This is a genomic window from Mucilaginibacter sp. UYCu711 (assembly GCF_050433825.1).
Lineage (GTDB): Bacteria > Bacteroidota > Bacteroidia > Sphingobacteriales > Sphingobacteriaceae > Mucilaginibacter.
Window position 1 is genome coordinate 861892 of sequence record NZ_JBNPWM010000001.1, and the last position, 13422, is coordinate 875313.

Genomic DNA, 13422 nt, shown 5'->3' on the forward strand with positions numbered 1-13422 from the left:
TGCTTAAAATCCAACCGTAAAAGTATGCCTGGTCTGGGTATAGCTATACGTTAAGTTCAGCCCGTAATTCTCGCAGATCTGCCGCGCCAAAGTTAAACCTAACCCGCTGCCTTCAGACTCGGGCGCTTTGTGGAAACGCTGGAATATCTGCTGCGTATCCAACGCCACCGGCTTACCGGTATTGCTTATCACAAGTTCCCGGCCGGCCAGGGTAATAAAAATATCCCCGCCGCGCAGGTTATGCCGCACGGCGTTAGTAAGCAAGTTGTTTAACAGTATATCTAATACAACTTTGCTTGTGCTGGTTTGTACATCTTCCAATTGGCTATGCAGCGTTAACTGTTTACCGGCAAATATTTCCTGGAACTCACTTAGCGCATCCTCAACGGCTACTTTAACAATTACTTGCTCCTGATCGTTTATCAGTTTGTTCTCTATTTTAGTAAGCAACAGCATCGCCTTGTTTAAGCGGGTAAGCTTGCCTACGGTGTTATACACATCGTTTATAAGAGCGCCTTGTTTTTCGGTTAGGTTGCTGGTTTGTATCAGGGTATCCAGTTTTGAGTTCATCACCGCTATGGGTGTCATCAGCTCATGCGATGCATTTTCTATGAAGCTTTTAAGCTCCTGGTAGTCCTGCCGTACACGGGTTGACATGGCCGAGATCTCCTGGTTCATGTCTTTAAACTCTTCAATATTGGTTTGCAGGCCGTTGATGGTGTCGTGGTCGGTAAGGTTAAATAGCTTGATCTGCGCCAGCATATCATAAAATGGCAGCCAAAGGTTGCGGATCACCAGCCGGTTAATCACAATAAGCACCACTATCAATATTAAAATGATACCCAGCGTTATCAAAAATATTAACTGTATCAGGTCCTCGGTCTCTACTTTTGATTCGATAATGTTAATGCGGTAATTTATCCCATTAACCATAACCGAACTAATGAGCCCGCGGCCCGACTCGTGGTCATGATCCTTCTCGTTCCAATAATTTATATTAATAAATTGCCGTTGTATAGGTTTTTTTCCGGCAGGTTTAAAGGTGATCTTCAGATCCTCCGACTTAAATATCTGCGGTAGCTGCCGGTTGGCTTTTACGTAATCAAAGATCTCGTTTTCTTCAACCAGCAGGTCCTTATCAACCTGGTCTGTTAAAATATAGCTGATAGTGAAATAGTATACAACACCGGTGATAATAATAACCAGTATGGTGGTTATTAAACTAATGCGGTTGTATTTGTCAAGAAGCTTCAATTAGTCAGAAAATTTATAACCCATACCATAGGCCGAATAAATATAGTCTTTACAGCCGGCATCGATCATTTTTTTACGCAGGTTTTTAATGTGCGAGTATATAAAATCAAAGTTATCGGCCATGTCAATACCATCGCCCCATAAATGTTCGGCCAAAGCATTTTTAGATATTACCTTGCCTTTGTTAGCTATAAAATACAATAGCAAACCGTACTCGCGCCTGGTTAATTTCACCGGCTCGTTATGGATCAAAACCGATCTTGCCAGCACATCCATTTGTATTTCACGAAAAACAACCAGCTGGTTACCGTCAAATGATTTGCGGCGCACTATGGCCAACACCCTGGCGCGCAGTTCTGATAGGTGGAAGGGTTTGGTTAAATAGTCGTCGGCACCAAGGTCAAAACCGCGCAGGCGGTCGTCAAGCGAGTTTTTGGCCGATACAATGAGTACGCCATCCACGAAACGGTTTTGTTTAAGCTCCTGTAATATATCAAGCCCGTTACCGCCGGGTAGGGTAATATCTAAAATAATACAATCGTAACGGTACACGTTTATCTTTTGCAGGGCCGATGGGTAATCGTTTACCGTTTCGCAAACATCCCCGGCTTCGGCAAAATATTCGCGGATGCTTTCCCTCAGTCCCGCTTCATCTTCAACTACCAGTATCTTCACAGTATTTTTTTATTTAAAATTAGCTTAAAAATCTGTAGGAAACCTGTAAATATGTTTCCTATAGATTTCCTACAAAATGTATCCAATATATCTACAACTTCATTAAGTAAGCTTGTTTAAAATCCAATTATATGAAAAAAATATTTTTTAATACAGCTATCTGCTGTTTGCTGCTAACCGGTATGGTAGTGGCACAAAAAGTTAAAAACAGCCACGTGCCCGCTGCGGCGGTTAAGGCGCTAATGCAAAAATACCCGGCGGCAGCAAAAATTAACTGGGAAAAAGAGCACGGTAATTACGAAGCTAACTGGGGCGGTAAATCGGGCGAGGATATGTCCGTAATGTTTACCCCGGCGGGTGCTTTTGTTGAACAGGTAGAGGCCATTGCGGTAAGTGCATTGCCTGCAGGTATAGCCACGTATGTTAAGGCAAACTACAAAGGTGCCAAAATAACCGAAGCCGGTAAAGTAACAAACGCAAAAGGCACGGTAATGTACGAAGCTGAAGTAAAAGGTAAGGACCTTATTTTTAACGAAAAAGGCGGTTTTTTAAAAGTAGATTGATACCCCTGCGCAACGCCGGGCGATGGCCTGGCGTTGTTTGCTTTTCTACATTCTTATCTGTCCGGATTTATTATTTGATCGGTTGCACAAAACGCAGGCTATTGCCGTCGTTATCGGTGACATAAAACTCACGCCTGCCCCAGGTTTGATCGGTTGGCCCCTGGTGCACCGGCGAATTAGGTTTATTACTATTATCCAGCCCACGGCTTTTGTAAAAAGCAAAGAGGCTGTCCACATCATCTACCCATACATTTACTATCGAGCCAAATAAACGCTCGCTTTCATGGGTAGTGATCTGTAGCTCCATTTGCTCATGGCCCAGGTCAACTACAGGCGAATCTTCCGTATCTTCCGGCCAGGTCATAACAAAGTCCAACACTTCTGTATAATGGCGGATGGCAGTCCGCATATCACGGACCTTAAAAAGTGGGATGAATTGCATAAATAAAAATACGTTTTATTTATTATTTAGCGCAAGATTCGCGTAATACTTTAGTCTGATCTTTCGTGTTAGTCCGGGATAGTATAAACACTTTAGCCTATAAAACGAGAGCCATCGGCTCTATATTATTTTGTAGCAACGGGTTTCAACCCGTTGGCAATCGGCACCGCAAACCATGGAGTGCCGTAGGTACGACACATATATGGGCCGAGCCTACGGCACTTTGCATTTTTATTTTTTAGCCAACAACGGGTTGAAACCCGTTGCTACAAAATTAAACGAGGCTACGCCTCTGATTATTTTATCGTTAGTCCGGATTTGCAATCCGGGACTTAACCGTTGCGATTTACAATAATGAAGATATCATTAATTCCAACGTGCGCTGATTCGAATTGTCAATCCTAAAGTCACTAAAAATAATTTTCCCTGTTTTGTCTATCAAAAAATTCGTCGGCTCGCCATCTACGCCATAATATTTAGCGGCAAATTCACGCGAGCCACGCAACGGAATAAACGAATATTTAGTGTTTTTTAACATCGGGATCACATACGGGTCTTGCTCAGGTAATACATTAATTCCTACATAAACCACATTTTTACCTTTGAATTTATTGATCACAGCTTGAAAATGTGGGAATTCTGCTCTACAAGGCCCGCAAGCAGGGAACCAGAAAGTAAGCAATACTACTTTACCTTTCAGGCTTTTTAAACTTAACTTTCCTTTATCAGTATAAAGGCCCAGCTCAAATTGATAAGCAATAACCACTGCGCTATCCCTTAAAGCATTTACGTCTTTTAAAATTTGCTTACTATCCTTTCCAATTTTATTTCCATAGAATTCAAGCGCGGTATAAAGATCATCCGACGGTAATTTGGAAAACTTTTGAGCCAGGCTATCGTAGGCTATTTTGACATTATTGACGTTACCAATCTTAACAAGTAGCGAAGCTTTCTTAAAGGCTATATATTCGTTAACATAATTGAATTTTGGAAGCACTATAAGGTTTAATTTACTCATTGCCTCCTTGTAATTTTGATCACGCTCCAACACATTGGCCCCTATTAATAATTCGGCCACTTGTTTTCTGATCTTCCAACCTCCTTCTCCGCCCATCTCGTTAATTAAGCGTAAAGCTTTTCCAGGATCTGTTTGCAGATAGGCATCTGCTAATGGTACCATTCCACTTGATGACCATTCATAATGCTGAGGGGGATAATCCGTACGTAGTTTCTCGAAATAATTAATCTTGTCGGTAATATTGGTGGTCTGCTCAGCGAACCAATATAACACTTGAGCTCCGCGTTCACTTGTTGGGAAACGTTTTATAAAATTAAAAACTTTAGTTTTGTAATCGGGATCGCTATCCTTAAAAGACATCAAATAAGACGCCGCATAGTCTGCATTTGAAGTGTCTATAAGATATGCTTTTTTCAAATATTCAGTCCTTAAATCGTATTGCCCTCTTGTAAACGCGTCTCCCGAAAGCATACCCCATATTTTTGCGTTATGAGGTTGCATTGTTGCCGCTTTTTCTAAAAACTCTTTACCCTGCGACATTTCGGCGTTGTAATATACAGTGCCTGCGGACAACGGAATATTTACATTGTCTGGATACTTTTTCATCCATTCTCTATATTGCTCTACCACAAGCGGACTACTTATACCCATAGCGAATATAAAAGCTCTGTGTTTACTTAAGCTATTCATGTCAGCATCCAGCACCTCCCTGGCTTGTTTTATTTCTTCGGCAGACGCAGGGCCTTTTCTAACAGGTATTTGCGCCAAAATCTGCGTAGGCAAACACATTAATAATAACAAAATTGTATATGCGGCATATTTTAGGAGGTTTTTCATGATTGGTTTAGTTTCGATAAAAATACGAATATGTTATTTAAAATAAAACGGGCTCCTTAGTCCGGATTTACAATCCCGGACGAGATCGGTTACGGATTTATTATCCGTTGGCTGGAGATTACAAATCCCCACAAATTTAGTCCGGGATTATAAATCCAGGCTAACAGAAGATATAGGTTGAAAAATTATTTTATTAAGTCGAACCTATATTCAAGGTAGCCGGGAGTTACACCGTTAAATAAAGTAGCTTTTTGATGGATGAAGACGAATGATTTGTCGGTTAGCGAGGCGATTTTACACTCTACCAGACTCGACGGCAAATTCACATTAATCAGCGTAAAACTGGTATCGGCATGCAAAACGTAGCTGCCTGCCTCACTAATACCGGAGTTGGGATCAGGGGATAAGTTTTCAGCCCAGGTATTGTTAGTATTAAACTGAAAATAATAATAGGACGGTTCCGGATAAACAGTGCCGCTGTTAATGGCCTTCCCGGTCGAATCGCGCGGGATGACTGTTACCGAACTTATCGTCCATTTACCGATAATTTTATTACCCGGTATGGGTAATGTCATTGTTTCATTTTTTTTGCAGGCTGCCAGTGCAGCGGCAAATAAAGTTAAAATAAGCAGTTGTTTCATGTAGCAAATGTTTTCCTTTAGGCTTACGGTGATTTTAGGAGAAACGTTGCCCCAGGTGTTCTTTTTTTTAGCCAGTAGTCAATGATATAACCGCACTACTCATCCTTCTTCCCCCAGCTTCTTCACCAACCTAAATACCGAAGTATAAGGCCGTCCTGTTTCGGCGACGATCTGGCGCAGGCTGCGTCCCTGTTGGTGCAGTTGGATAATGCGGTCCTCGGTGCTTTTGCGTTGCTGCTCGGTATGGTGCAGCAGGTGGTCGGCTTCGATGGCGGGGCCTATAAATTCGAAATGCAAATTGTTATAGGGTTTCATCACCTGGCATAGGTACACATTATTGGCGCCGTAAACCTGCGTGCCGCTGCGTTGCTTTATCTGTTTTAGGTAACGCATATCGGCCTGCAGCTGGCTCTCGCCAATGGCAAAGGCGCTGTCGGCAAAGTTGATAAGCATTTTACTGCCCTGCAGATCATTACGCGTAACGGGTTTGGCGGGGTTGCGCTTGGGTGTATGCGCCAGCACCAGTACCGAAAGGCCGTATCTGTTTTTAAGCGTTTGCAGGTTTTGCATCAGGCTGATGGCGGTAGCGGCGGCCTGTGTGCCGGTGCGTAGGCAGGTAATGTTATCAATAATAATGATGCGCGCCTGGCTGGTGATGAGCATGTTTTCGAGCGCGTTATTGATATAGGCATGGTAGCTGTCAAACTTATGCGCGCCGGCGGCATCGGGGTTAAAAACCACGCGGTGCAGGTTTGGGTTAAACTCGTACTGCCCATGCACATCGCTGGTGTAACGTTTGGAAAATTGCCGGTCGTTAAGCTCGAAATCAAAATACAAAACGGTAGCCGGCTGCTTTTTCATAGTGAAACGGGGGACAGGTTCGCCCCGGCTAAGGGCATCGGCAATTTGCACAGCAAGGATGGATTTGCCCACATTGGTATCGGCAAACAGGATACATAGCTCGCCCTCGTACCAGAAATCGCCGAAGAGCATGCCGTCATCCGGTTGATTTTGGGTAGTTTGCAGGAACTCGGCCGCGGGTTTAATGATGAACGCATCCTTGCTGTCGGCGGGGCTGCGCAGCAGGTTGTTTAAGGTTTTGGTTTGTTTGGCGGTGATGGTGCCACGCGTGGCGGACCGGATGAGCTCGATAACTAACGGCCGCTCCTGGTAATGATCGGGTCTGTTGTAAGTGTTCATAAAATTATGGGATTAACGCAAGGTACGGCTATCCAAAGAAAATTATGGTGACACTGTTTTGTCAGTAGGGTGATCCACCCTTAAAAAAAGGTGATCCACTTTAGGTGATCCGCTCCATATTTTAAAAAAGCGATAAAGTCATATAATTATCTTATTATCAATAATTTAAATTGATTTACCTGAAGTTTTTGTAGTGATCCAAAGTGATCCGCTCATTTTGTTAATTTATTTATTTTCAAATAGTTATCCGGAAAAGGTGATCCAGGTGATCCACATTTTTAAGTGAATCACCTACATCGAATGGTGTTTTTTCAGATAAATAAAAAAAACCGCTTCTACATATCGTAAAAGCGGTTAGTGACCTGGGAGAGGATCGAACTCTCGACCCACTGATTAAGAGTCAATGGGTTTGTATTATAGATGTTTTGTTATTTTTATATTTACTTATATATCAGATATTTATGTGTTATTCAAATATACTTATTTATCAATAATTCGTTATTTTTTGTCCATTTGTGTGAGAAATGTGTGAGAGATAAATTTGCATTTTATGCAAAATTTACTTAAATTCGGATATTCAAAAAAAAATGTGTGAGAGAATATTAATAAATTCTTAAAATCTATCAAAATGGCAGTCAAAGTAAATTTATACCTGGATGAACGTAAGATAGAAGCAGGTGAAAAAGCGCCCGTAAAATTAAGGCTATATATATCAAGAACTGATGTTAAACATTACCATACAGGTATGTACCTGACAGGTGAACAATTTGAGCAATCTTACTTAGCCACTAAACCAAAAAAAGCTTTTAAAGAGCTTAAAATAACATTGGATGCTATAGCTGTTAAAGCCAATAACATCATTACCAAAATGGATGCTGTTTTTATCCTTGCTAAATTTGAAAGGGAAATGTTTGGCGCTCATTCCAGTTCGACCGATATTACAACTCATTACCGAGCCTACGTTGCCGAACTTACACAGAACGGACGTATAGGCACCGCTTACAATTATCAATTGAGTTTAAAATCTTTGCTGCTATTTGCGAGCAAAGCTACGAAACTCGCAGTCTCGTTACCTTTTGACCATATTACTTTAGATTTTCTTAATCGATATGAAAAATGGATGGCAACAGAAGGAAAATCTAAGACAACAGTGGGTATCTACCTCCGCCCTCTTAGAGCTATCTTTAACAAGGCCATCGAAGAAGGCGATATTGTGGCAGAAATTTACCCTTTCAAAAAATACAAGATACCAACAGGGCAAAACATTAAAAAAGCTTTAGACAGGCAAGATTTAAAAAAATTATTTACCGCAAAATTGGAGCCAGATAGCCCGAAAGAAAAAGCCAGGGATTTTTGGTTTTTCAGTTACCAGTGCAATGGGATGAATTTTCGGGATATTACAGAGCTAAAATATAAAAACATTAATAACAAATCCTTTTCTTTTTTACGCCATAAGACTTTATTTACAACAAAAGATAAACCGAAACCGATTATTGTTCCTTTAACAGAATCGATCAAGGCTGTTATTGAGCGTTATGGCACCAAACCAGCTTTACCTGACAATTATGTATTTCCTATTTTTAATAATTCAATGGATGAAACTGAAAAGCTAAGGGTAAACCAAAATTTCATACGATTTGTTAATCAGCACATCCAGAAATTAGCGAAAGACTTGGAGTTAGATGGGAAAATATCTACCTATTACGCACGACATTCTTTCACTACTGCCGCTATCCGAAATGGCGCTAAAATGGAAATGATACAAGAAAGTTTAGGTCACCATAGTTTGAATACCACGCAAAATTATTGGGCAGGTTTCGAAGATAATGTTAAGCAAGAAATAGCTGATAAGCTGATGGATTTTGGATAAAGATGAATATTTGTATATAAAAGTAGTAAGGGCAGATGATCATGTGCTTCGAGCATAACGTTATGTATTCAATCAAACTTGCCACCTATCTTAATGATATCGGAATACATTCGCTATGCTTCCTGCACTTCAGATCAAACAATCTATCGGAATAAGACGAGGAAAGAATGACCAGATTGATGCTCAAAGAATTGCTGAATATGCATGGCTACATCGCGAAAGCATACAGGCAACTGTATTATCAGCCAAAAGTATTCTCAAACTTCAATCGCTGCTTACATTCCGAAATCGTCTGGTATATGATAGTGGTGGGTATGAAGCCACATGGAAAGAACAGAAAAGCAATTGAAGGAAAAGAGCACAAGGAGATATTTCAATTTCATAAAAGCCTTATACAGAACCTAATCGTTCAAATTAAAAAAATCGAAAAACAGATAAAGGCGGTTATAGAAAGTGATGAAGCAGTCAAAATCAACTATCAATTACTGACCAGCATTAAATGTGTAGGACCAGTGCTGGCCGCAAATTTACCTGTTTTTCTACCTGGCGAAAGTTTGCCTGCTATGTCGGAACCGCTCCTTTTGAACACCAGTCTGGCACCAGCATAAAAGAAAGAACACGAGTCAGTAGTTTATCTAACAAGCAGCTAAAAAAATTAATCCACACGGTGGCCATATGCGCTTGGGCATATAATCCATAGTTGAAAAGCTATTATAAAAGAAGGGTAAACGAATGGAAAAATAAGATGAGTACGCTAAATTTTATACACAATAAGGGTATTTCAAGATGTTTGCCGGTGTCATTCGCAGCTCGGGTTATGTGGATCTAATGAAATATGCAGCTTAGAACTTATCATCCTAACTCTTAAGCAACTCCCTTTATTTTGGAGGGGTTCTGTCAAGGGCAGCGGAGGGCGGCCTGTGCGGCTGCGCTGTTTATGTACCCTTGAAAGGTTCCCGCCAAAATGAGAATTTTGTTGTAGAGTTAAGATGAAAAAAAAATATTGGGGGAAATCTTAGAATACGAGACTCACAGTAAACATTCCGGAGACATTGATCACGACGGTCCGGAATAGCGAACAGGTAGTTATGAACACTTTGACCATATCAATTCATTGATTTATAACTGCCATTTTCTAAAGTGATAACACAAATGGGTGCTCTACATCCCATTGAATCGCATGGTCAAGCCTTCCAAATATTCATACCCACTACTAACATATTTTATATGTTTAAGAGCGTACCAAATTAAAAAAACAACACAATTATTTGTTAACAAAAATTGTAGTTAACTTTTAATGATCTGGTGAAATAAGAAGATTGGATAAAAACTATTATAAGAGTAATAGTAAAATTCAACTTTTATACACCTATACTATTATGTTTGGAAAACTGTTTTTTAGTTTTAAATTGCGGTTATAAACCGCCTTATGACACTCAAGATCGCATTACTTGCTTTTTTATGCTTTTGCGCCTATTCTTTATCTGCGCAAAGTAATTATATTATAAATGGATCAGTCACAGACATTTCAAGTAAAGTTAAAATAGAAGGTGCCACAATTGCGGTTCTAACCGTAAAGGACTCTATACTTCAAAAATTCACCTATACCAACAAAGGCGCCTTCACTATCAATAATATTAAGCCGGGAAAATTCATATTGCTGGTTACTTGCCCGGACTATGCCGATTATGTAGCTGAATTTACGTTGGACGCAACTCACCCCACGCATAATTTTGGCGATATATGGTTAACGTTGAAATCTAAACTACTTAATGAGGTTATAATAAAAGGCAAAGTTGTTGGCATGAAACTAAAAGGCGACACCACCGAGTTTAACCCAAAAGCGTATGCCACGCAAAAAAATGCGAAGGTTGAGGACCTTTTGAAACTGTTGCCCGGCATGCGGATCAATCAAAGCGGCGCTATTATTTTCCAGGGCGAGGTGGTAAACAAAGTTTTAGTTGACGGCGAAGAGTTTTTTGGCGACGATCCGGCACTTGTCACCAAAAACATACGGGCTGATATGGTTAAAAATCTACAAGTGTATAACCAAAAAAGTGACCAGGCTAAACTTACAGGAATTGATGACGGCGTAAAAATTAAGACCATCAACGTACAACTGTTAGAGGATAAAAAGCGCGGTGCTTTTGGCAAGGCAGATGGCGGCAAAGGCACCGATAGATATTATGCCGGCCAGGTTATGGCCAACAAATTTTCTCCCAAAGAGAAGTTTGCTGTTTACGGTAACATAGGCAATACCGGCAATGTCGGCCTGGGCGGTGGGGATAATGGTAAATATGGCGGTGGTTTTACTTATTATGGCTATAACGGTATAGGCATACCATTGGCGCGCGATGGCGGGGTGCACTATGACAGTAAATGGAATAAAGACAAATTATCTATAAATGCGACTTACAAATTAGGAGCCTTAACTATTGATCAAGCGGGCAATACCCTAACACAAAATAACTTACCCAACAACTTTAATAAAAGCAACCGGGATAACACTTCGCATAGCTATGGTTTCAGACAATCTGCCGATGTTTATTTCACAGCGCAGCTGGATTCTACTTCAACGCTTAGCGCGCAAATTAGCTCAAGTAGCCGCAGCGGCACATCGGCTAACACCAATATTACTGCCACTGTGCGCGGTAACGGTGTTATACTAAATGATAATACTAATAACTCAACAGGTAGTGACAATTATAAATACACCTCGGCCTACCTGCGTTATGGTAAAAAGTTAAAAAAACCGGGACGTAATCTATCATTATATACCAACACCTATTTCACTAACTCAACCGGCGACAATTACCTTAAATCTACCTCAAATTATTATAACAAACTGGGCGTAACAGACAGCACACGCACAATTGATCAATACAAACCCAATGATTATAGCAGCCATTATTTAGAGTTTGGTGCAAATTATACCGAGCCGCTTACAAAGTCGGTTTCACTTTTAGCAGGCTATAGCATTAATCAAAGTGTAAACGATAATAAACGGCAATCGTTCAACAAATCAGCGTCAGGCAAGTATAACGCACTTGACCCATTGTACAGTAATAATTATAGCATTCTAAACTCGGCCAACACCTACAACTTATCACTTTCTTATCACCTTGGAAAACTGTCTGCAAATGCGGGTACCAGCGTGGCTAATTCGGTTTTAAAACAAACCGACAATTTGCTTGACACAGTTTTATCGCGAAAGTTTGTTAACTGGAACACCAGCGCCTATTTATTTTACCAGGCAAGTAAAGCGACAACATTTAGCTTAAACTATTCCGGTAATACCAACCAGCCTTCTATCTACCAGATCCAGCCTTTAAGGCAAAATTCAGATCCGTTAAACATTACCATTGGCAACCCTGGCCTTAACCCCGAATATATTAACAGCCTATTTTTTAGGTGCAGAGTTTACCAGGCTACAGCAGACCGCGGCATTAATTTCAATGTTTCATACGGTAATACTATAAACGCAATTGTAAGTAACAGGATGACAGATTCGGCAGGCGTTAATACTTACCAGTCGTCCAATTTGGCGGACAGGCAGCCTTTGCACTGGAGTGTTTACCTGGAGTTTTATGGGCATGCTACCAAAGCTGATTTTATTTTATATCCTAATATCAATATGTCAGGCAATACTTATTATAACTATATCAACCGTCAGCTTAATAAAACCGTGTCAACCAGTTACAAACCCGCAATAAACCTCCAAAAGAACAAAACTGATTATTCGTATGGCGTGGGGGTATCGGCTACGTTTACAAAAAACTCCACCTCATTACAACAGTTAAATAACAATACCCGGACATATAGTGGTGATTTTAACGGTTACACCAAACTGCCGTTTAACTTTTACGTTGGAGTAAACGGCAATTACGATTTCACCGGCAAGAACCGGGTATTTACGCAGGATTTCAACAAGTTTATATTGAAGGCTTACTTCGGTAAAAAATTCCTGAAAGAAGAAAATTTAAAGATAGCCGTTACCGGTAACGACCTGCTTAATCAAAACACAGGCTATAGCCGAAATGGCAGTACAGATAGCTTCACTGAACGTCACGACCTGGTGATAAGGCGTTATTTTATGTTCTCGCTAACCTGGGATTTTAGCAATTTTTGGACTCTTAAAAAACAATAATCATGAAATGTATCTTAAATTTTCTGATCTGTATATTCTTAGTGCAAGGCAGCAACGTATTGGCGCAAAACAAGCATTTTATAACCAGCGGTACTATTGAGTTTGAAAGGACAAACAACATGTTTGCCCTCCTTAAAAAGAAGGTTACCACAGACCATATGGATAACAAACCCTATTATGAAAGATATCTGCAAACCGAACCACAATTTATCAAGCTGAACAGCACCCTGGTGTTTGGCAACAACACCTCGCTTTTTACACCCATACCATATGTAAAGGGCATTGCCTGGTTTTACGATTCGCCAATGATAAGCCAGCACGATGTAATATTCTCTGATTTTGAACATAATACCAGCACTATTCAAAAAGAGTTTTATGAGCGTACTTACCTGGTGAAAGACACGCTGCGCAAAATAAAATGGAAACTAACTGATGAGACGCGGGTAATTGCCGGTTATAATTGTCGCCGCGCAAATGGCCTGTTGCTTGATACGGTATATACAGTCGCCTTTTATACTGATGAGATCCATGTACCGGGCGGGCCAGGATCATTTAACGGTTTGCCGGGGATGATACTGGGTGTTGCCCTGCCACATGAAAATGTAAGCTGGTTTGCTACTAAAGTAACCGAAGGCCCGGCTGATACAAAGAAGCTTATAGCGCCAAAACAAGGGAAAGTCGTGAACAACAAACAACTATTTGATGAGCTATGGAAGTCTTACGGCAACAAGGGAGAGATCGGCCTTTATTTTATAAAGGGGTATACATTATAAAA

Annotated in this window: 12 protein-coding genes; 6 read left to right on the top strand and 6 right to left on the bottom strand. The window is 40.6% G+C overall.

The genetic code is table 11. From position 1 onward, the window contains the following. Positions 1 to 3 precede the first annotated feature (3 nt). Together ABIB50_RS03880 and ABIB50_RS03885 are read right to left on the bottom strand one after the other, a co-directional pair. Positions 4 to 1254, bottom strand: a complete 1251-nt coding sequence (locus ABIB50_RS03880) for a sensor histidine kinase (RefSeq protein ID WP_429377416.1) — start codon at positions 1252 to 1254, stop codon at positions 4 to 6. Beyond that, positions 1255 to 1929 carry a response regulator transcription factor gene (locus tag ABIB50_RS03885; protein ID WP_429377418.1) on the bottom strand — a complete coding sequence of 225 codons (675 nt, stop codon included), beginning with the start codon at positions 1927 to 1929 and terminating at the stop codon, positions 1255 to 1257. A 131-nt stretch (positions 1930 to 2060) separates the two neighbouring features. Between ABIB50_RS03885 and ABIB50_RS03890 the strand changes: the two genes are divergently transcribed. Further along, positions 2061 to 2492, top strand: a complete 432-nt coding sequence (locus ABIB50_RS03890; protein WP_429377419.1) for a PepSY-like domain-containing protein — start codon at positions 2061 to 2063, stop codon at positions 2490 to 2492. A gap of 70 nt (positions 2493 to 2562) precedes the next feature. On the opposite strand, the gene ABIB50_RS03895 is transcribed toward ABIB50_RS03890, so the two are convergent. The 4 genes from ABIB50_RS03895 to ABIB50_RS03910 all read right to left on the bottom strand — a co-directional run bounded on the left by ABIB50_RS03895 (position 2563) and on the right by ABIB50_RS03910 (position 6630). Further along, entirely contained in the window at positions 2563 to 2934 is a 372-nt protein-coding gene (locus ABIB50_RS03895) for a VOC family protein (RefSeq protein ID WP_429377420.1), read from the bottom strand. Between the two features lie 346 nt (positions 2935 to 3280). After that, positions 3281 to 4720 carry a redoxin domain-containing protein gene (locus tag ABIB50_RS03900; protein ID WP_429377422.1) on the bottom strand — a complete coding sequence of 480 codons (1440 nt, stop codon included), beginning with the start codon at positions 4718 to 4720 and terminating at the stop codon, positions 3281 to 3283. Positions 4721 to 4974: 254 nt separating this feature from the next. Further along, the gene (locus tag ABIB50_RS03905) at positions 4975 to 5430 is read right to left on the bottom strand and encodes a hypothetical protein (RefSeq protein WP_429377424.1); all 456 of its coding nucleotides are present in this window, start codon (positions 5428 to 5430) and stop codon (positions 4975 to 4977) included. Positions 5431 to 5529: 99 nt separating this feature from the next. Next, positions 5530 to 6630 (bottom strand): AAA family ATPase, encoded by a 1101-nt coding sequence (locus ABIB50_RS03910; protein WP_429377426.1) that lies wholly within the window; start codon positions 6628 to 6630, stop codon positions 5530 to 5532. A gap of 628 nt (positions 6631 to 7258) precedes the next feature. Between ABIB50_RS03910 and ABIB50_RS03915 the strand changes: the two genes are divergently transcribed. From ABIB50_RS03915 to ABIB50_RS03935, 5 genes are all read left to right on the top strand, one after another. After that, positions 7259 to 8500, top strand: coding sequence for a tyrosine-type recombinase/integrase (locus ABIB50_RS03915; protein ID WP_429377427.1), 1242 nt, complete (start codon positions 7259 to 7261; stop codon positions 8498 to 8500). A gap of 115 nt (positions 8501 to 8615) precedes the next feature. Continuing rightward, complete coding sequence (locus tag ABIB50_RS03920) at positions 8616 to 8849, top strand: IS110 family transposase (RefSeq protein WP_429377429.1); 234 nt, start codon at positions 8616 to 8618, stop codon at positions 8847 to 8849. A gap of 150 nt (positions 8850 to 8999) precedes the next feature. Further along, positions 9000 to 9200 carry a transposase gene (locus ABIB50_RS03925; protein ID WP_429377431.1) on the top strand — a complete coding sequence of 67 codons (201 nt, stop codon included), beginning with the start codon at positions 9000 to 9002 and terminating at the stop codon, positions 9198 to 9200. A 729-nt stretch (positions 9201 to 9929) separates the two neighbouring features. Further along, positions 9930 to 12647 (top strand): outer membrane beta-barrel protein, encoded by a 2718-nt coding sequence (locus ABIB50_RS03930; RefSeq protein WP_429377433.1) that lies wholly within the window; start codon positions 9930 to 9932, stop codon positions 12645 to 12647. Between the two features lie 2 nt (positions 12648 to 12649). After that, entirely contained in the window at positions 12650 to 13420 is a 771-nt protein-coding gene (locus tag ABIB50_RS03935) for a GLPGLI family protein (protein ID WP_429377434.1), read from the top strand. Positions 13421 to 13422 lie beyond the last annotated feature (2 nt).

What these genes read in the sequence shown, in the direction of transcription:
- ABIB50_RS03890 (WP_429377419.1), top strand. Translation starts at nt 2,061, where the DNA reads ATGAAAAAAATATTTTTTAATACAGCTATCTGCTGTTTGCTGCTAACC.
- ABIB50_RS03920 (WP_429377429.1), top strand. Translation starts at nt 8,616, where the DNA reads ATGCTTCCTGCACTTCAGATCAAACAATCTATCGGAATAAGACGAGGA.
- ABIB50_RS03895 (WP_429377420.1), bottom strand. Translation starts at nt 2,934, where the DNA reads ATGCAATTCATCCCACTTTTTAAGGTCCGTGATATGCGGACTGCCATC.
- ABIB50_RS03930 (WP_429377433.1), top strand. Translation starts at nt 9,930, where the DNA reads ATGACACTCAAGATCGCATTACTTGCTTTTTTATGCTTTTGCGCCTAT.
- ABIB50_RS03905 (WP_429377424.1), bottom strand. Translation starts at nt 5,430, where the DNA reads ATGAAACAACTGCTTATTTTAACTTTATTTGCCGCTGCACTGGCAGCC.
- ABIB50_RS03910 (WP_429377426.1), bottom strand. Translation starts at nt 6,630, where the DNA reads ATGAACACTTACAACAGACCCGATCATTACCAGGAGCGGCCGTTAGTT.
- ABIB50_RS03935 (WP_429377434.1), top strand. Translation starts at nt 12,650, where the DNA reads ATGAAATGTATCTTAAATTTTCTGATCTGTATATTCTTAGTGCAAGGC.
- ABIB50_RS03915 (WP_429377427.1), top strand. Translation starts at nt 7,259, where the DNA reads ATGGCAGTCAAAGTAAATTTATACCTGGATGAACGTAAGATAGAAGCA.
- ABIB50_RS03925 (WP_429377431.1), top strand. Translation starts at nt 9,000, where the DNA reads ATGTGTAGGACCAGTGCTGGCCGCAAATTTACCTGTTTTTCTACCTGG.